The organism is Curtobacterium flaccumfaciens (assembly GCF_013359815.1).
Taxonomy (GTDB): domain Bacteria; phylum Actinomycetota; class Actinomycetes; order Actinomycetales; family Microbacteriaceae; genus Curtobacterium; species Curtobacterium flaccumfaciens.
In genome coordinates, this window is record NZ_JABMCF010000036.1 from 275509 (window position 1) to 293227 (window position 17719).

Sequence of the window (17719 nt, forward strand, 5' to 3'; positions counted from 1 at the left end):
ATCAGAGCGTGACGAACCGCTGCGACTTCGCGTTCTCGAAACGAGCGGCGACGTTCTCCCAGTCGACGATGTTCCAGACGGCCTTGACGTAGTCCGCCTTGACGTTCAGGTAGTCGAGGTAGAAGGCGTGCTCCCACATGTCGAGCATGAAGATCGGGACGAGGCCGAACGGGATGTTGCCCTGCTGGTCGAAGAGCTGGAACGTGGTGAGCTTCTGGCCCACGGTGTCCCAGGCCAGCACGGACCAGCCGGAGCCCTGGATGCCGTTCGCGACGGCGGCGAACTGCGCCTGGAACTTCTCGAACGAACCGAAGAACTCGTCGATCGCCGCGGCGAGCTCGCCCTCGGGGACCTTCGTGTCCGGGCCGAGGTTGGTCCAGAAGATCGAGTGGTTCACGTGACCACCGAGGTGGAACGCGAGGTCCTTCTCGAGCTTGTTGATCGCGCCGAAGTTGCCGGACTCACGGGCCTCACCGAGCTGCTGCAGCGCGGTGTTGGCACCGGTCACGTAGGCCTGGTGGTGCTTGTCGTGGTGCAGCTGCATGATCTTGCCGCTGATGTGCGGCTCGAGCGCGGCGTAGTCGTACGGCAGTTCCGGCAGGGTGTACTCAGCCATGTGAGGTCCTTTCGATCAGTGGGTTGTGGACGCGGCTCCGCGGCTCACGAGAGCCGGGAACGATCGGTGAGGGAGTGGAATTCCCGGTTGTGGTAGACGAGCGGCTCGCCGCGGTCGGCGCCGACGATGATGTCGAGCACCTCGGCCACGACGACGGTCGAGCTGCCGATGGGCGTCGTCGACAGCGGTCGGCAGCGGAGCGCACTCGCCGCACTCGGCAGGTAGCGGTCGCCGGACGGCAACGTGCCCCAGATCGGGTCGTCAGCGGCCGGGCTGCCGGTCGAGGCGAATCGCTTGGCCAGTGCGACCCCGAGGGAGTCGACCAGGTGCACGACGAACAGCGGCGCACCGAGCACGACCCCGGCCGAGCCGGAGTTCGTCGAGAGCGAGAAGACGAGGACGGGCGGGTCGACGGCGACGCTCGCGACGCTCGAGGCGGTGAGGCCGGTCGGTCCGTCGGGGCCTTCGGCCGTGATGACGGCGACGCCGGCAGGGTGCCCGCGGAAGGCGGACTTGTACGCGTCGGCGATGGTTGCCGGTGCTTCGTCGGGCATGGTGATCGTGGTCGTTCCTTCGGGAGGGGCTGCCGTCACTCGGCGGCTGTCACCCAACGTATGACCTGAACCCTGGTTGAGGTCAACGATTCACAGGTTCGGGCGTGGCCGGGCGCGCCGTGGCGGGCACTTCGTGAGCAGGAATGGTCTGGTCACGCACGGCGACCCGACCATTCCTGCTCACGAAGCGCAGCGCCGCTCACAGCGCAGCGCAGCGACGCGAGCTCAGCGGCGCTTGAGCATGACGAGCGCACCCGCGGCCGCCACGACCATGAGCACCGCGGCGACGCCCGCCGTGATCGTCACGCCGGAGTCGAAGGCCGCCCGCGCCGACTCGAGCAGCACCTGCCCGGCGCTGCCGCCGAGCTGCCCCGCCGCGGCGACCGCGCCGCCGAGGGTCTCCTGCGCCGCGACGTGCGCCGCCGAGGACAACCCGTCGGGCACCACGACGTGCGCCCGGTAGGTCGTCGCCAGGATCGTGCCGAGGACCGCGGTGCCGAGCACGGCGCCGATCTCGTACGCCGTCTCGGACATCGCCGACGCCGCACCCGCCTTGTCCGCCGGTGCCGTCGAGATGATGAGGTCGTTCGTCACCGTCTCGGACGCGCCGATCCCGATGCCGAGCAGCACGAACGCGAACGCCAGGGCGGCGATGGAGGCGTGGTGTCCGAGGACCGCGACGAGGGCGTACGCCGCCGCCGAGAACAGCAGCGCGACCGACACGACCCAGCGCGGGGCGACACGCGCCACGATCGGCACGACCGCGAGCCCGGCGACGATGGTCAGGACCGACCCCGGGATGAGCACGATGCCGGACGCGAACGGGTCGAGCCCCGCCACGAGCTGCAGGTGCTGGGCGATGAAGAACAGGAACCCGGTGAGCGAGAACATCGCCGCCAGGTTCATCAGCACACTGCCGGTGAAGGCCGTGCTGCGGAACAGGCGCAGGTCGAGCATCGGCGTGCGGGACCGCAGCTGCCGACGGACGAACGCGATGCCGCACACGACACCGACCGCGAGCATGGCGATCGCGAGGCCGCGCTCCTCGGGGTGCACGACCGACTTGATGGCCCAGGCGATGGGTGCGAGCGCGCCGAGGGACAGGAACATGCTCGGCAGGTCGACCGGCCCGGGCATCGGGTCGCGGGACTCCGGCACGCAGAACGGCACGCCGACGAGCATGAGCACGAGGATCGGCACCGCGACGAGGAACACGCTGCCCCAGTGGAAGTGCGCGAGCAGCGCGCCGCCGACGAGCGGCCCGAGCGCGTTGCCGGCCGCGAACATCGTCGACCAGACGGCGAGCGCCATCCGCCGCTCCCCCGCGTCCACGAACACGTTGCGGATGATCGACAGTGTCGCCGGCATGAGCATCGCGCCGAAGACGCCCATCGCGATCCGGGCAGCGACGAGCATCCAGGCGTCGGTCGCGAACGCCGCGGCCACCGAGAACAGGGCGAAGCCGGTCGCACCGATCACCAGGATCCGCCGGCGGCCGATGCGGTCACCGATGCTGCCCATCACGACGAGCAGGCCGGCGAGCACCAGCGGGTACGCGTCCACGATCCAGAGCTGCGTGGTCGCGTCCGGGTTCAGCGCGCGGCTGATCGACGGCAGCGCGAAGCTCAGGATGGTGTTGTCGACCGAGATGAGCAGGACCGGCAGCATGAGCACGGCGAACGCGAGGAACCGTCGGGCGCGGCTCCCGGTGACGCGGGTGGCGACGGGGCTGGTGAGCAGTGCGGACACGGCGGACTCCTGGGACTTCGAGCCGGACCAGGTCGACGGCGGGTGGTACGTGGGGCAGACGAGACGGGACGCGGGATGGACACGCGCCCCGTCAGGACTCCGTTAGTGTACCGTCCGGACGGTTTTGGTTGCAAATGCAACTGACGACGGCCGGGAGGCCCGTGCCGGTCCCGCCACGGGCCTTGCGTCGGTCCACTGGTCGCGTCGTCGGGCCTACGCCGATTCGCGGAGCAGCAAGCGGTGTCGCACCGTGCGCTCGACGGCCGCGCCCGAGCGCGGCAGCTCGCCCGCGAGCATGCCGAGCGCCAGGTCGAGGGCCTGGCCGGCGACCTCGTCGAGGTCGACGGCCAGCGTGGTGAGCGTCGGCGCGACGAGCGTCCCGAGCGGCAGGCCGTCGACGCCGACCACACGGACGTCACCGGGGACGTCGACGCCGGCACGACGACAGGCCGACAGCACGCCGAGCGCCAGCACGTCGTTGAACGCCAGGACCGCGTCCACCCGGCGGTGCTCGGCGAGGATCCGTTCGGTCCGTTCGGCACCGGCCTCTGCGGTGGGCGCGGACGCGACGACGAGGTCGGGCAGGTACCCGCGACGCCGGAGTGCCGCGACCATGTGCTCTCCGCGCTGGCTCGGCACGCCGTCGGCAGCGGCGTCGAGCACGACGGGGTGCTTCACCCCGACGTCGACGAGGTGGTCGGCGAGGTCCTCGATCGCGGCGGTCGGGTCGATCCGGACCGCGGCGCGGGTCACCGGCCCCGAGGGGTCGAGCTCGACGACCGGGACCGAGCCGAGCCGTTCGATCCACTCCGGCGCACGGGACCCGAGGTAGCCGATCACGACGTCGGTCTGGGCACCGAGGGACTCCACCATCCGGTCCGAGTCGCTCGCGAGCCCGACGTCGGCGAGCATGACGTTCCACCCGCGGGCGGCGGCCAGGCCGAGCACCGCGGAGGCGAGTGCCGGTGCGTAGGGGTTCCGCAGGTCGTTGACGACGAGCCCGAGCTGGTGGTCGCCACCCGTGACGAGCCCGCGGCCGAACCGTGACGGACGGTAGTCGAGCGCAGCCGCGGCCTGGAGCACGCGGTCCTTGGTCGCCGCGCTGATGCCGGACATGCCGTTCATCGCGCGGGTGACGGTCTGCCGGGACACCCCGGCGGCCGCGGCGACGTCGATGATCGTCGCGCGGCCGCCCGGGGTCAGGCGCGGAGGTCCAGCCATGCCACCTGTTCCGGGGAGAGGTCGACGGAGAGGCCGGTCATGGACGACCGGGCCTCCGCGATCGTACGGGGTCCGAAGAGCGGGAACGTCGGGAACGGCTGGTTGAGCACGTACGCCAGGGCGATCGCCGTCGCGGGGACGCCGAACTGCTCGCCGAGCTCCCGCGCACGCCGGAGCCGCTCGAAGTTGTCGTCCGAGTAGTAGCAGCGGACGAGTTCGGCGTCGCTGGTGTCCTCGGGCGTCGCGCGGCCGGTGAAGAACCCGCGGGCCTGCGAGGACCACGGCAGCAGCGGGACCTGGCGTTCCTCCAGCCACGCCTTCGATGCCGCATCGGTCGCGTGTTCGCAGCCGTCCCACGGCACGTCGTACGCCTCGGCGAGACCGAAGTGGTTGCTGAGCACCTCGAACCCGTGCTTCCCGTTGGCCCGTGCGTAGGCGTTGGCCTCGTCGAAGCGTGCCGGCGTCCAGTTCGAGCCGCCGTACACGCGGATGCGCCCGGCTCGGCGGTGCTCGTCGAGCACGTCGACGAACTCCCCCACCGGGACGTCGGGGTTGTCGCGGTGCATCATGTAGATGTCCGCGTAGTCGGTGCCCTGGCGCTCGAGGCTCTCGAGCAGCTGCCGGGTGATCGACTCCGGGTCACAGTGCGGGGTGTGGGCGCCCTTCGTGATGACGACCACGTCCTCGCGGACCCCCCGGTTCTGGATCCACCTGCCGAGCCGTCCTTCGAGCACACCGCCGCCGTAGATGTACCCGGTGTCGAAGACGTTGCCGCCCTGCTCGACGAACAGGTCGAAGATCGCGCTGGCGTGTGCCAGGTCGGGCTGGTTGTCGACGCCCATCACCAGGCGGGACATCCGCTTGCCGACGCCCGGCACCTCGCCGTAGCGCATCGGGTTGCCGTCCTGCACGGTGAGCGGTCGGCCGGACACCGTCGGGATGTCGGCGGTCTCGGCCTCGAAGGGGTAGCGCAGGCCGATCGCCGCGCGCCACCTGTCGAGCGTGCGGGCGGTGGCGAGGGTCTCGTCGATGGTCATCTGCGCCGCCTCGACCGCACCGGCACGCAGGGCGTCGGTGGTGGCGTCGGCTTCTCGGGCGTAGGGGTGCTCACCCGCGAACGACAGCGAGCGAGGGGGTTCGTCGACGGTGTGGATCTCGATGGTGGGGTCGTCGCCCAGGGTCCACGGGTCGGTGAGCACGATGCGACCGCGCGAGCCGTACACCGACACGGCGTTGTCGTCCTGCACGAAGACGCCGGTCCGGACCGTCGCCGTGACCCCGCCCCGGTAGGTGAGCTGCGCGACCGTCCACTCGTCGACCCCGGTCGGCCCGAGCGTGCCCGTGGCGGTGAGGTCCACCGGTTCGGCGACGGCGACCCCGGTGGCGGCCTGCACGATCGCCGCGGCCATCGTCACCGGGTACCCGCCGACGTCGAGGATCCCGCCGCCGGCGGTGTCGACGTCGAACAGGCGACCGGTGCGCTCACCCGTCCGGAACGCGAACGAGGCGTCCACGTGGGTCACGTCGCCGATCACGCCGTCGCGGACCAGGTCGAGCAGTGCCGCGGTCTGCGGGTGGAAGCGGTACATGAACGCCTCGACGAGCGGCAGGCCGGCCTGGCGCGCGGCGTCGGTGAGCGCCATCGCGGTGCCGTGGTTCACGGCGAGGGGCTTCTCGCACAGGACGGCCTTGCCGGCCTCGAGTGCGGCGAGCACGAGCCGGGTGTGCCCGGTGTGCACGGTCGACACGTAGACGGCGTCCACCCGGGGGTCGGCGAGGACCTCGTCGTAGGTCCCGGCGGTCACGTCCGTGAACCCGAACCCGGCGGCCTCGTCGGCGAAGACCTGCGCCCGCTCGGCGGACGAACTGCCGGCTGCGACCAGGACGCCCCCGCTGGCGGGCAGCTGCGAGAGGAAGCGTCGGGCGATGCTGCCGGGGCCGAGGACGGCCCACCCGGGGCGGTCGGTGGTGGTCGAGGTCGGGGTGGTGGCGGTGTTCGCCGTCTGCGCTGACATGCGGATCCTTGTCGTCTCGTGAACCTTCACGGTCGGCTCGACGCTAGCGGGCACCAGAGCGATCGGCAATGGTCCTGCGGCAATTCGTGAGCGTTCACGGCGGCGGCGGAGGAGCCGGCGTCCGCGACCCCCGGAACTGCTCCTAGACTCTCGGCATGGCCAGTGCCCGCGACCGCGTCCTCGACAGCTTCGTCGCCATCGTGTGCGAGGAAGGCGAGCGTCCCGCCACGCTCGACGCCGTCGCCGCGCGCGCCGGTGTCTCGAAGGGCGGCCTGCTCTACCACTTCGGTTCCAAGGCCGCGCTGGTCGAGGGGCTCTGCGAACGCCTGTCCGACCTGTCCGCGATCGACGTCGAGCGCATGCAGGACGCCGAGGACGGTGCCGCGCGCTACTTCGTCCGCAACTGCCTGTTCGTCGGCAGCGAGCTGGACCTCGCCCTGCTCGCCGCGAGCCGCCTGCAGCAGGCCGGCTACGAAGAGGCCGGACGCACCCTCGACGACACCGAGAACGCCTGGCTCGCGACCCTCGTCGACGCCCTCGGCGACGAGCCGACCGCGCAGGCCGTCAAGCTCCTCGGCGACGGGCTGTACCACCAGGCCTCGCTCGGTGCCGCGAGCGAGGTGCGACCGAAGCGGGGCAGCGTCGACATGGAGACCCTGCTCACCGTCGTCGACCGTCTGATCGCGACGCGACCCGGAGCGTGAACCGGCACACCCCCGGCTGGGGATAGACTGGGGAACGATCCACTCGTCGACACCCGGAGGTATCCCGTGGGCCGCGTCATCGCCGCTGTTTTCTCGATCCTGCTGCTGCTGGTGTCGATGTACCTGTTCGGGTTCGCCTTCCAGGTCGAGTCGGGCCAGGCCTTCGTCTTCATGGCCGGCGTGCTCCTGATGAGCCTCTCCTTCTTCCTGCCGATCCACGTGTTCGGCAAGCGCTAGCCAGCAAGCAGCGCCGCTAGTCAGCAAGCGCGACCAGCAAGCACTGATCAGCACACACAGAACGGCCCCGCACCTCACCGGTGCGGGGCCGTTCTGTGTGGCGTGTCCGGCGCCTCAGACCGGGAGGCGCAGGGACCGCAGCGTCACCGCGGTGCTGATCGCCGCGTGTGCGGCCTCGGCGCCCTTGTCCTCCTTGGAGTCGGGCAGCCCGGCGCGGTCGAGTCCCTGCTGCTCGTCGTCCAGCGTGAGCACGCCGAACCCGACGGGCTTGCCGGTGTCGATCGCGACCTGCGTCAGGCCGCTCGTCGCAGCACCCGAGACGTACTCGAAGTGCGGGGTGCCGCCGCGGATGATGACGCCGAGCGCGACCGCCGCGTCGAAACCGGCCTCGAGCGCGGTCTTCGCGACCACGGGCAGCTCGAAGCTTCCGGGGACGGGGATAACCTCGGCCGTCGCCCCGAGCCGCTCGACCTCGCGCTGTGCCCCGGCCAGCAGGCCCGCGGCGATGGTGTCGTGCCACTGTCCGGCGATGACGGCCACCCGGATCCCGGTGCCGTCGACCTGGTCGCGGTCTGCCGCGCCTGCTCCGCTCATCGTGTCGTTCCTTCCGTGGGCGCTGCGGTCGCTGCCGCCGCCCGGTCTGCCGCGTCCAGCCACTCGGCGAGCGCGGCGATGGTGATGACGGGCACGCCCTCGCGTGCCCCGAGTGCGACGAGCGCCGGCAGCCGCATCATGCTGCCGTCCTCGTCGACGATCTCGCAGATCGCCGCAGCGGGCCGGAGTCCGGCTGCTGTGACGAGCTCGATCGCTGCTTCGGTGTGCCCGGCGCGCTCCCGGACCCCGCCCGGTCGTGCGCGCAGGGGCACCACGTGTCCGGGGCGGTGCAGGTCGTCGCGCACCGAGGTCGGGTCGGCGAGGACCCGCAGCGTACGGGCGCGGTCATGAGCGCTGATGCCCGTGGTCACACCGACGGCGGCGTCGACGGTGACCGTGTAGGCCGTGCCGCGGACGTCCTCGTTGTGCGCCACCATCGGCGGCAGGTCGAGGGCGTCGGCGATCTCGGTGCTGAGCGGCGCGCAGATGAACCCGGACGAGTGCGCGACGGTCCACGCGATCCACTCCGGCGAGGCGAGCTCGGCGGACAGGATGACGTCACCCTCGTTCTCACGGTCCTCGTCGTCGACGACGATCACCGGACGACCGGCGGCGATCGACGCGATCGCGGCCTCGATGCTCGACAACCCGAGTGCCTGCGGGACGGCACCGGCCTCGGCGACCATCACCGGGCCTCCGATCCGACGGTCTCGAGCGACTGCGCCGCGGCGTCGAGCCGCAGCATGCGGCGGACGTGCCGTGCCAGGACGTCGGTCTCGACGTTCACCCGGTCACCCGGCACGCGGAGCCCGAGCGTCGTCGCCTCGAGTGTCTCGGGGATCAGGCTCACCTCGAACCAGGCCGCGTCGGGCGCGGTGTCCTCGGGTGAGACCGCGCTGACCGTGAGCGAGACGCCGTCGAGCGCGATCGAGCCCTTGTCGACCACGAGCGGGCTGAGTGCGGGCGCGAGCGAGAACCGCACGCGTCGCCAGCCGTCACCGTCGGCCGTCTCGAGCACCGTGGCGGTGCCGTCGATGTGGCCCTGCACGATGTGCCCGCCCAGGCGGTCACCCACCGAGGCGGCGCGCTCGAGGTTCAGGCGGTCGCCCACCCGGAGTGCACCGTGGGCGCTCATGTCGAGGGTCTGCTTCATGACGAAGGCGGTGAAGGTCTCGGGGGTCTGCTCGACGACGGTCAGGCAGACACCACTCGTCGCGATCGAGTCGCCGTGCCGGGCGTCCTGCACGACGACGGGGCCGTGGACGGTGAGCGCGACGGAGTCGCCCTGCTGCTCGACGGCGGTGACGGTGCCGAGTTCCTCGATGATGCCGGTGAACACTGGTGTCCTCTCAACGGGACTCCGGGGGCGTTCGACGATCGTCGGCATCGACGGACGGGTCGCGCCCCACGGGTGGTGGGGTCGTCCTGTCCGCCCAGCGCGCCTCCCATCCGGACTTTCACCGTCGGTCCCGGAATCCCACCGGGTCAACCTCTGTCGGGTTCGCACCCGTCATCAGTTCGTGGACTGTCACCACCGGCTCGGAATTACACCGACCCCGGAGCGCTTGCGTAGTCGGAACGATACCCCAGGCCGCTGACGGCCGCGCCACGGTGGCAGCGCCGTCGTAACCGGGCGTCTCCCCCGGGCACGGTGAGCACGTGGCGCCCGCGGTGTCCGACGTCCGGCGTCCGCGTCCCGCGTCCGCACTGCGACGATGCACGAGTCGATCGACGAGCGGTCCGTCGGAACATGCACACGCATCCGATGCGCCCACATGTTCCGACGCGCACGGCCCGTGCGCGACCCCCCGGGCACGGTGACGAGGGGCGCCACGGTGTGACGCCCCTCGATCATCCGCCGGTCAGTGCCGACGACGGAGCACGAGCGTGCCCGCTCCGGCGAGGAGCAGCAGGAGCGCGAACCCGGCGGGCAGGACCGGTGAGTCGGCTCCCGTGTAGGCGAGCTCCGGCTGGCCGTCACCGGCCGCGGCTGCTGCCGCGACGGTCCCGGCGCTGGTGCGGACCCCGCTGGTGGCAGCGGTCGTGGTGGTCACCACACCCGCAGTGGAGGCCCGGGTCGGCTCGACGACGCCGACCACGCCCACCGGGACGGTCGCCGTGCCGGGCGTGGTGCCGGTGTCGGTGCCCGTCCCGTCGGTGGGGACGGTGCCCGGGTCGGTACCGGGGTCCGTACCGGGGTCCGTACCGGGGTCGGTACCGGGGTCCGTACCGGGGTCGGTACCGGGGTCCATACCGGGGTCGGTGCCGGGGTCCGTGCCCGGGTTGGTCCCGGGGTTCGTGCCGGTGCCGGGGGTGGTGCTGGTGCCGTCACCGACGATGCCGATCCCGTTGCCGCCGATCGTGATCGGCAGGCTGATCACCGGGGTGACCTGGGTGCCGGAGAGCAGGCCGCCGTCGCCGGAGGTCGAACCGCCGGTCGTCGGGGTCGTGGTGCCGGTGGCCGGAGCCGTGGCGCCGCCGGTGCTCGTGCCGTCACCGAGGACGCCGATGCCGTTGCCACCGATCGTCACCGGGACGTCGACGACCGGGGACACCTGCGTGCCCGAAGCCGTGCCGTCCGAACCCGAGGTCGAACCACCGGCCGCCGGGGTCGTCGTGCCGGTGGCCGGAGCCGTGGCGCCGCCGGTGCTCGTGCCGTCACCGAGGACGCCGATACCGTTGCCACCGATCGTCACCGGGACGTCGACGACCGGGGACACCTGCGTGCCCGAAGCCGTGCCGTCCGAACCAGAGGTCGAACCACCGGCCGCCGGAGCGGTCCCGGTACCCGTACCCGTGCCCGCGGCGGGCGCCGTGCCCGTCGCGGTGCCCGTCCCGAGCAGCCCGATGCCGTTGTCCGCCGCCGTGACCGGGATCGAGACCACCGGGGACACCTGCGTGCCCGAGGCCGTGCCGTCCGAACCCGAGGTCGTACCACCGGCCGTCGGAGCGGTCCCGGTACCCGAACCCGCGGCGGGCGCCGTGCCCGTCGCGGTTCCGTCACCGAGGACACCGATGCCGTTGCCACCGATCGTCACCGGGACGTCGACCAGGCCGGTCACCTGGGTGCCGGAGAGCAGTCCGTCGGTGCCCGAGGTGGTGGGCGCCGACGGGGCTTCGGCAGCCGGCGCCGGTGTCGCCGCCGCCGGGGCGGTCGACGTCGAGGTGCCGTCGCCGAGGACGCCGATCCCGTTGCCGGACACCGTCACGGGGACGGTCACGGCCGGAGCGACCTGGGTGCCGGAAGCGGTGCCGTCCTCGCCCGAGGTGCTCGGAGCGGGAGCGGCAGGAGCCGAAGCGGGGGCAGCAGGCGCCGGAGCAGCCGCGGGTGCGGCGGCCGAGACCGCGTCACCGGCGACGGCAACGGCGTTGCCGCCGACCGTCACCGGGGCCGCGACGTCCGGCACCACCTGCGTACCCGAGAGCGTGCCGTCCTGGCCCGAGGTGCTCGGGGCAGGAGCGGTCGTGGCCGGAGCAGGCGCCGGGGCCGGAGCGGCGGGCGTGAACCCGGTCGCCGTCGACACCGCGTCGCCGAGCACGGCGATCGCGTTGCCGCCGAGGGACACCGGGGCGTCCACGGAAGGGGCCACCTGGGTGCCCGAGACGGTGCCGTCGGCACCGGATGTCGTGGCCGCGTTCGCCGCAGCCGTGCCGCCGAGCGTGAGCCCGCCGACGAAGAGGGCGAACCAGAGCCCTCTGGAGACGTACTTGTTCATGGTCGTACTCCCTGATCGAGATCGTCACCGACCGCGGACGCAGCCGGGATGTGTGCGTGCCTGCCGTGGCGGACAGGCGCACCGATCTCAGTCAGGGGCGACGTCGTGCTCGCCGACGACCGATGCGGGGACCGCGTCGTCGGAGAGCGTGCCGCGAGACCCCGCGGCGAGGGAGACGATGTCGTCGGTCGAGCCGACGATGCCGACGGCTGCTGCGCCGCCGGAGGTCGAGGAGGCACTGCCACCGAGCACGCCGGCGTCGGCTCCGTCGAACGGGAGCCCGTGGCCCTCGCCGTCCGCGGGGACGAGCAGCGCATGTCCGCCGAGGGTCGCGTCCTGCACATCGACGGCCGAGACGACCGGGCCGACCGTTGCCGTCGTGGCGGCTACGTCGACGGGCTCCGACGGGCGGAGTCCGGCTGCGCGGTCGCCCACGGCATCGGCGGCGACGACGCGTACGGATGCGGGTGCGGTGAGCACCGTGGCGCCCTGCGGGGCGACGGTTCCGGGCCGGACGGGTGCGTTCGCGACCGGCACCGACGGGACGGGCCCGGCGGACGGGTTCGAACCGCCGCCCACCGGGAGCGCGGGGACGTCGACGACGGGCGCAGTGCCTCCTGGCAGCGTGCCGCCGACGGACGGGACGACGCCCTCGACCACGTCGGGGACGGTGCCGACGGTCGTGCCGACCGAGCCGAGCGTGTCGTCGACCAGGCCCCTGACCGGACCGGTGACGGTGCCGAGGGTGTCGTCGCCGAGGACCGTGCCGACCACCGGGACGCTGCCGACCACGTCGTCGACGGTGTCGACGACGGCGGTCACGGGGCGCGCGTCGGTGACGCGTTCCACGGTGCCGGTGACGGGGCGCAGGACGTTCGCGACGGTGTCGGTGACCGGCCGGGAGGCACTGGTCACCTGGTCGACGACCTGTCGCACCGGGCGCGTGGCCGGCGCGGCCGCCGGGGCGGTCGTGGAGGGCTCGGCAGCCGGGGTGGTCGCGACCGGAGCGGGGCTCGACGGCGCGGGGGCTGCGGGAGCCGGAGCGGGGGCTGCGGGTGCCGGTGCGGGCGCTGCGGGCACCGGAGCAGGTGCGGGCGCGGGGGCCGGAGCGGGCGCAGCAGGTGCAGGTGCAGGTGCAGGTGCCACGGCCTTGCGGACGGGATCCGTCACGCCGCCGACGACCTTGCCGACCTCACCGGTCACGCCCTGCACGGTGCCGCCGACGCCGTCGACGACGCTGCCGACGAGTCCGCGCTGCTCGGTCGGTGCGGCGGAGGTCGTCGCGGCCGAGGCCGTCGCGGCGGAGGCCGTCGCGGCGGAGGCCGGTCGCGCGCCGAGGAGCAGGGACAGCAGCACGAGGGCGGCGAGGGTCCCGACGCCCAGCAGGACGATGCGGAGTGCGGCGCGCCAGGGTGCGCGCAACGGGTGGTCCATGCGCTCACCTCCTGATCTCGGCTGCGCACGTAGAGTGGTTGACCGGCAATGTACGCCGATCCGGTCCGGAACACACCCCGTTTCGGAAGAAATTCTCAGGAAGGGCCGTCCGTGGTCTCGATCTTCAACGCTCCGACCCGCAACCTGGACATCGTCACGCTGCACGAGATCCTGCGGCTCCGCCAGGACGTCTTCGTCGTCGAGCAGGAAGCCGCGTACGGCGACATCGACGGCCGAGACCTCGAGCCGGGCACCGTGCAGTTCTGGGCCGGCAACGGTTCGGTGGACGCGACGCTCCGCCTGCTCCGCGAGCCCGACGGCACCGAGCGCATCGGCCGGGTCGCCACCGCGAAGCACGCCCGCGGCCAGGGGCTCGGCGCGCAGCTCATGGAGGCCGCGATCGCCGAATCCCGCTCGCCGAGCATCGCCCTCGGCGCCCAGTCGCACCTGGAGCAGTGGTACGGCCGGTTCGGATTCGTGCGCTCGGGCGACGAGTACCTGGAGGACCGCATCCCGCACATCCCGATGACCCGGAAGCGCTGACCCGGGTTCCGCGCGTCAGGCCCGCCAGCGCCGCAGTTCGTCGAACGAGCGGCCCTGCGTGGCCCGGTCGGCGACGAGGCGTTCGAACACGATGTTCGTCTGCGTCGTCGCCACCGAGGGGTCACCGCTCAGCTCGTCGGCGACGAAGTCCCGGAGCTGCTCGGTCGACTCGCACGCGATGTGCACGAGGAAGTCCTTGTCCCCCGCCAGGAACGACACGTCCTGCACGACGGGCACCCGCAGCAGGCGCTTGGCGAAGTCCCGCAGTTCGTGGCGGGCCGCTGCGTGCACCCGGACGGACACCATCGCCTCGATCGAGAACCCGAGCCGGGCGACGTCCACCTCGGCCCGGTAGCCGCGGATCACCCCGGCGTCCTCGAGCGCACGGACCCGTGCCAGGCAGGTCGACGGCGCGATGCCGACGGCGGCCGCGAGCCGGTTGTTCGGGATCCGGGCGTCGGCCGACAGGGTCCAGAGGATGCGCTCGTCGACCTCGTCGAGGCGCGGAGCGGGGTCGGGGCGACGTGCGGGACGGTCGGACACGGCTCGACGCTACCGCGGCGGCGCGAGCAGGGCGCGGAGGGCGTCCTCGAGCGCCGCCGACACGACGGCGTCGTCGGCGGATGCCAGCGGTTCCACCGCGGTGGACTGCCGGAGCATCGACATCCCGAGCACCACGGCCAGCGCGATCTCGGCGCGGACGAGCAGCTCCTCGGAACCAGCGCCGCCGACCGTGCCCGCGAGCCGTTCGGCGTACCGGCGCAGCGTCTCACGGCGGATGGCATCGGCGCCGTCGTCGCCGGAGGACCGGAGCAGGAGCATCAGCTGCAGGGAGTCGTCGTCGGTCGGGGCGCGCACGATGTGCGTGATGATGCCGGTCAGCGCCCGTTCGAGGCCGTGCTGGCTGGTCTCCTCGGCCCCCAGGTCGCGGACGACCCGGTCGAGGCAGGCGCGGAAGAGCCCCTCCTTCGAACCGAAGTACCGGTTGATCAGGGCGACGTTCACCCCGGCGTCCCCGGCGATGTCGCGCACCGTCGTCGCGCGGTACCCGTCGAAGGCGAACCGACGCCGGGCGGCCTGCACGAGCAGGAGTCGGGTGGCCGCGGCGTCCTTGCTCATGGAGGGCAGCCTAGCGGTCCTCACAGGGATGTAAGCAAGCGTTGACATGCTCGACCGAGCGCGTACGCTCGTCATGTCAGCAATTGTTTACATCGACGGCCACGACGACCACGACGACACGGAGCACGATGACCGACACCATGCAGAGCCCACGGACCGGCTCGCACCCCACCACCGACGGGCGCCGTCCGAACAGCACGGCGATCATCGTCTACCTGTCCCTCGGCGGCCTGTCCTTCGCGGTCCTGCAGTCGCTGGTCGCCCCGGCGCTCTCGACCATCGGGCAGGACCTCGGCGCCTCCACCAGCGCGACGAGCTGGGTGCTCACCGCCTACCTGCTCTCCGCCTCGGTGCTCACGCCGATCCTCGGTCGCCTCGGCGACATGATCGGCAAGCGCAAGGTCCTGATCGTCGTGCTGTCGATCCTGCTCGTCGGTGCCGTGCTCGCCGCCCTCGCACCGAACCTCGGCGTGCTGATCGTCGGGCGCGCGCTGCAGGGTGCCGCCGGAGCCGTGATGCCGCTGTCGATCGGCATCGTCCGTGACGAGCTGCCGAAGGAGAAGGTCAGCGTCACGATCGGCCTGCTGTCGGCGATCTTCGGCATCGGTGCCGGTGTCGGCATCGTCGCGGCCGGGCCCATCGTCGAGCACCTGTCCTGGCACTGGCTGTTCTGGCTCCCCGCCGTGCTCGTCGTCATCGCACTGCTCGGCGCGGTCTTCGGGATGCCGGAGTCCCCGGTGCGGAAGCCCGGCCGCCTGGACATGGCCGGCACGTTCATCCTCGCGGTGTCGCTCGTCGCCATCCTGCTCGCCGTCAGCGAAGGTGAGACCTGGGGCTGGGGCGACGGCAAGACCATCGGCCTGCTGGTCCTCGGCGCCGTCGCACTGGTCGTGTTCGTCCTGGTCGAGCTCCGGGTCGCCGAGCCGCTCATCGACGTCCGGCTCTTCGCGGTCCGTGGCGTCTGGACCGCCCACGTCGTCGCACTCGTCTTCGGGTTCGCGATGTTCGGCACCTTCGTCCTCGTGCCGACGCTGCTGCAGCTCCCGACGGCGCTCGGCTACGGCTTCGGCAAGGACGTCACCCAGGCCGGTCTCTTCCTGCTGCCGACCGTCGTGATGATGGTCGTCGCCGGGCCGATCGCGGGCATCCTGGTGCGCAAGGTCGGCCCCAAGCCGCCGATGCTCATCGGCGGATTCGCCATCGTCGCCGCGTTCGTGCTGCCGGCGATCGCACACGCCGAGCTGTGGCAGGTGGTGGCCTCCGGCATCCTGACCGGCATCGGCATCGGCATGGCCCTCGCCGCCTGCTCGAACGCGATCATCGAGAGCGTCCCCGCGAACCAGACCGGTGAGGCCATCAGCGCCAACACGGTCGTCCGCACCATCGGCTCGAGCGTCGGCACCGCCGTCATCGCCGCGCTGATCACCTCGCACAGCACGCCGCAGGGACTGCCGACCGACGACGCCTTCACCATCGGGTTCTGGGCGTGCACCGGTGTGGCGGTCGTGGCCGTGCTCGCCGCCGTCGCCGCGCCGTCCATGCGTGCCCGCCGCGCAGCGGCCGCCGCCCGTGGGATCGACGACCTCGAGGAGGTCGCCGAGTAGGGCCGTGGGCCCGACCACCCGAGAGGCCCGTCCAGCGTCGACGACGCGGGGCGGGCCTCCCGTCCGTTGCGCAACCTGGGAACGCACCGGGCGCACGCGAGTCAGCGTGACGATCATCGGACCGGTCGCGTCCTGTCAGGGGACGCGGACCGCCGCGCCCGGACAGGAGACCCCATGAGCAGCACCGACCACGACGACACGACCGCTCCCGGACGGCCGTCGTTCCGCGACACCGTGACCGCCGGACTCGTGCAGAAGGCCCTCGAGCCGGTGCTGCGCGCCGTGCGCGAGGAGGTCGCCTCGGCGCGGCGCGAGATCGGCGAGCGCGCGAGCGGTGCGAAGACCGGGCTGGTGCTCACCGGTGTCGCTGTCGGGTTCGCCCTGACGACCCTGGTCGCGCTTGCCGGCTTCGCGGTGGCGCTGCTCGCGCTCGCGCTGCCGCTGTGGGCGGCGACCGGGATCACCTTCGTCGTGTTCGCGATCGTGACCGCGATCCTGTTCGTCGTCGGCCTGCGCGGGATCCGGCGGGGTGTGCCGCCGGTGCCGAAGGACACGATCCAGGCGGCGAAGCAGCGGGTGATGCAGGCGGCGGACGCCCCGACGGACAGCGCCGCACGCGACTGACGGACCCGACGGACCGGCTGCGGGGCCGCGACCGCCAGCGCGCGCTCCGCTACATCGCCAGGGTCATGCCGACCACGGCGACGGTCATCGCGAAGACCTCGCCGCTGCGGACGGCCCGCCGGTCCTCGCGGCCCCACTCGTACCGGAGCAGCCAGCCGCTGAACGCGCAGTAGCCGATCACACCGGCGCCGAGCACCGCGGACAGCGCGATGCCGTGCCCTGCGTGGTCGCCGGCGACACCCGAGGCGTGGCCCATCAGCAGCATCCCCGCCATCACGACGGCGGAGAGCGCGCGGTGGACGTCCATCGGCTCCGCGCGGCGACCGTCGGCGCGGCGGCGACGCATCACGGGCAACGGCGCGAGCAGGAGCAGGAGGGTCGCGGCGAACAGGGTCCACACCGCTCCGGCGTCGACGACGGGCATGAGCATCGCGACGAGCATCACGCCCGCCGGCACGATCACGCCCGGGCGCGGTCGGTAGCGGTCACCGACGATGCAGCACACGGACGCGAACTGCGGCACGACGAGCATGGCGTCGGCGACGGTCTCGTGCACGTGGGGCGTCCTCGGTGCGGCGGAGTGGTGCGGGGTGGGGTCAGTCCTCGGCGCGGGCAGCGGCCTTGGCGGCGCGCTCCTGCTTCACACGGGCGTTCTCGGCGTGCACGGCGGCCTGCGTCGCACGCTCACGGACGAGCCACTCGGGCTTCTGCTCGAGCAGCGTCTTGATGTCCGCCGTCGTCAGTGCGTCGTCGATCCCCGCACGGCTCAGGCCGGAGATGGAGATGCCGAGCTTCTGCGCCACGACGGGTCGCGGGTGCGGGCCGTCGCGTCGGAGGTCCTCGAGCCAGGTCGGGGGTTCGGTGCGGAGCTCGTCGAAGGCGGTCCGCGTGAGGGGAGCGCTCTGGAAGGACTCCGGAGCCGCCGTCAGCAAGATGCCGAGCTTCTTCGCAGCCGTCTCGGGCTTCATGGTCTGTTCCTGCGCCATGAG

Annotated in this window: 19 protein-coding genes and 1 riboswitch; of the genes, 5 read left to right on the forward strand and 14 right to left on the reverse strand. The window is 72.3% G+C overall.

Going from position 1 to position 17719, the window contains the following annotated elements; genetic code table 11:
* Nucleotide 1: 1 nt before the first annotated feature.
* From HP445_RS09435 to HP445_RS09455, 5 genes are all read right to left on the reverse strand, one after another.
* Nucleotides 2-616 carry a superoxide dismutase gene (locus HP445_RS09435; protein WP_027466323.1) on the reverse strand — a complete coding sequence of 205 codons (615 nt, stop codon included), beginning with the start codon at nucleotides 614-616 and terminating at the stop codon, nucleotides 2-4.
* 44 nt (nucleotides 617-660) lie between these two features.
* Nucleotides 661-1170 carry a flavin reductase family protein gene (locus tag HP445_RS09440; RefSeq protein ID WP_027466322.1) on the reverse strand — a complete coding sequence of 170 codons (510 nt, stop codon included), beginning with the start codon at nucleotides 1168-1170 and terminating at the stop codon, nucleotides 661-663.
* A 225-nt stretch (nucleotides 1171-1395) separates the two neighbouring features.
* Nucleotides 1396-2919 (reverse strand): MFS transporter, encoded by a 1524-nt coding sequence (locus HP445_RS09445; protein WP_128780967.1) that lies wholly within the window; start codon nucleotides 2917-2919, stop codon nucleotides 1396-1398.
* A gap of 213 nt (nucleotides 2920-3132) precedes the next feature.
* On the reverse strand, nucleotides 3133-4140 hold the full coding sequence (locus HP445_RS09450; protein ID WP_111032021.1) for a LacI family DNA-binding transcriptional regulator: 1008 nt from the start codon (nucleotides 4138-4140) through the stop codon (nucleotides 3133-3135).
* Nucleotides 4119-6155 (reverse strand): aldo/keto reductase, encoded by a 2037-nt coding sequence (locus HP445_RS09455; RefSeq protein ID WP_128780966.1) that lies wholly within the window; start codon nucleotides 6153-6155, stop codon nucleotides 4119-4121. The genes HP445_RS09450 and HP445_RS09455 overlap by 22 nt, the downstream gene beginning before the upstream one ends.
* A 155-nt stretch (nucleotides 6156-6310) precedes the next feature.
* On the opposite strand from HP445_RS09455, the gene HP445_RS09460 reads away from it, so the two are divergent.
* Entirely contained in the window at nucleotides 6311-6859 is a 549-nt protein-coding gene (locus tag HP445_RS09460) for a TetR/AcrR family transcriptional regulator (protein WP_071406283.1), read from the forward strand.
* A 66-nt stretch (nucleotides 6860-6925) separates the two neighbouring features.
* On the forward strand, nucleotides 6926-7096 hold the full coding sequence (locus HP445_RS09465) for a hypothetical protein (RefSeq protein WP_017888559.1): 171 nt from the start codon (nucleotides 6926-6928) through the stop codon (nucleotides 7094-7096).
* Between the two features lie 114 nt (nucleotides 7097-7210).
* Here the strand turns inward: HP445_RS09465 and ribH are convergent, their stop codons facing one another.
* From ribH to HP445_RS09490, 5 genes are all read right to left on the reverse strand, one after another.
* Complete coding sequence (gene ribH, locus HP445_RS09470) at nucleotides 7211-7690, reverse strand: 6,7-dimethyl-8-ribityllumazine synthase (protein WP_071406282.1); 480 nt, start codon at nucleotides 7688-7690, stop codon at nucleotides 7211-7213.
* A complete protein-coding gene (gene ribB, locus HP445_RS09475; RefSeq protein WP_084741376.1) occupies nucleotides 7687-8376 on the reverse strand; it encodes a 3,4-dihydroxy-2-butanone-4-phosphate synthase in 690 nt (229 codons plus the stop codon). The genes ribH and ribB overlap by 4 nt, the downstream gene beginning before the upstream one ends.
* A complete protein-coding gene (locus tag HP445_RS09480; protein WP_071247477.1) occupies nucleotides 8376-9029 on the reverse strand; it encodes a riboflavin synthase in 654 nt (217 codons plus the stop codon). The genes ribB and HP445_RS09480 overlap by 1 nt, the downstream gene beginning before the upstream one ends.
* A gap of 94 nt (nucleotides 9030-9123) precedes the next feature.
* A riboswitch (FMN riboswitch) is annotated at nucleotides 9124-9258 on the reverse strand.
* Nucleotides 9259-9552: 294 nt separating this feature from the next.
* Nucleotides 9553-11406, reverse strand: coding sequence for an LAVTG motif-containing sortase-dependent surface protein (locus HP445_RS09485; protein ID WP_128780965.1), 1854 nt, complete (start codon nucleotides 11404-11406; stop codon nucleotides 9553-9555).
* A gap of 87 nt (nucleotides 11407-11493) precedes the next feature.
* Nucleotides 11494-12840, reverse strand: coding sequence for a hypothetical protein (locus HP445_RS09490; protein WP_175330800.1), 1347 nt, complete (start codon nucleotides 12838-12840; stop codon nucleotides 11494-11496).
* A 111-nt stretch (nucleotides 12841-12951) separates the two neighbouring features.
* On the opposite strand from HP445_RS09490, the gene HP445_RS09495 reads away from it, so the two are divergent.
* Nucleotides 12952-13383, forward strand: coding sequence for a GNAT family N-acetyltransferase (locus tag HP445_RS09495; RefSeq protein WP_027466313.1), 432 nt, complete (start codon nucleotides 12952-12954; stop codon nucleotides 13381-13383).
* A 15-nt stretch (nucleotides 13384-13398) separates the two neighbouring features.
* On the opposite strand, the gene HP445_RS19165 is transcribed toward HP445_RS09495, so the two are convergent.
* Together HP445_RS19165 and HP445_RS18940 are read right to left on the reverse strand one after the other, a co-directional pair.
* Nucleotides 13399-13926, reverse strand: coding sequence for an Lrp/AsnC family transcriptional regulator (locus tag HP445_RS19165; RefSeq protein ID WP_027466312.1), 528 nt, complete (start codon nucleotides 13924-13926; stop codon nucleotides 13399-13401).
* 9 nt (nucleotides 13927-13935) lie between these two features.
* Complete coding sequence (locus tag HP445_RS18940; RefSeq protein ID WP_128780964.1) at nucleotides 13936-14502, reverse strand: TetR/AcrR family transcriptional regulator; 567 nt, start codon at nucleotides 14500-14502, stop codon at nucleotides 13936-13938.
* A gap of 128 nt (nucleotides 14503-14630) precedes the next feature.
* On the opposite strand from HP445_RS18940, the gene HP445_RS09510 reads away from it, so the two are divergent.
* Both HP445_RS09510 and HP445_RS09515 read left to right on the forward strand, forming a co-directional pair.
* Nucleotides 14631-16106, forward strand: a complete 1476-nt coding sequence (locus tag HP445_RS09510; protein ID WP_128780963.1) for an MFS transporter — start codon at nucleotides 14631-14633, stop codon at nucleotides 16104-16106.
* Nucleotides 16107-16280: 174 nt separating this feature from the next.
* The gene (locus HP445_RS09515; protein WP_128780962.1) at nucleotides 16281-16730 is read left to right on the forward strand and encodes a phage holin family protein; all 450 of its coding nucleotides are present in this window, start codon (nucleotides 16281-16283) and stop codon (nucleotides 16728-16730) included.
* 49 nt (nucleotides 16731-16779) lie between these two features.
* On the opposite strand, the gene HP445_RS09520 is transcribed toward HP445_RS09515, so the two are convergent.
* Nucleotides 16780-17286 (reverse strand): hypothetical protein, encoded by a 507-nt coding sequence (locus HP445_RS09520; RefSeq protein WP_017888550.1) that lies wholly within the window; start codon nucleotides 17284-17286, stop codon nucleotides 16780-16782.
* Between the two features lie 40 nt (nucleotides 17287-17326).
* On the reverse strand, nucleotides 17327-17716 hold the full coding sequence (locus tag HP445_RS09525; protein WP_017888549.1) for a DUF5997 family protein: 390 nt from the start codon (nucleotides 17714-17716) through the stop codon (nucleotides 17327-17329).
* Between the last annotated feature and the right edge of the window lie 3 nt (nucleotides 17717-17719).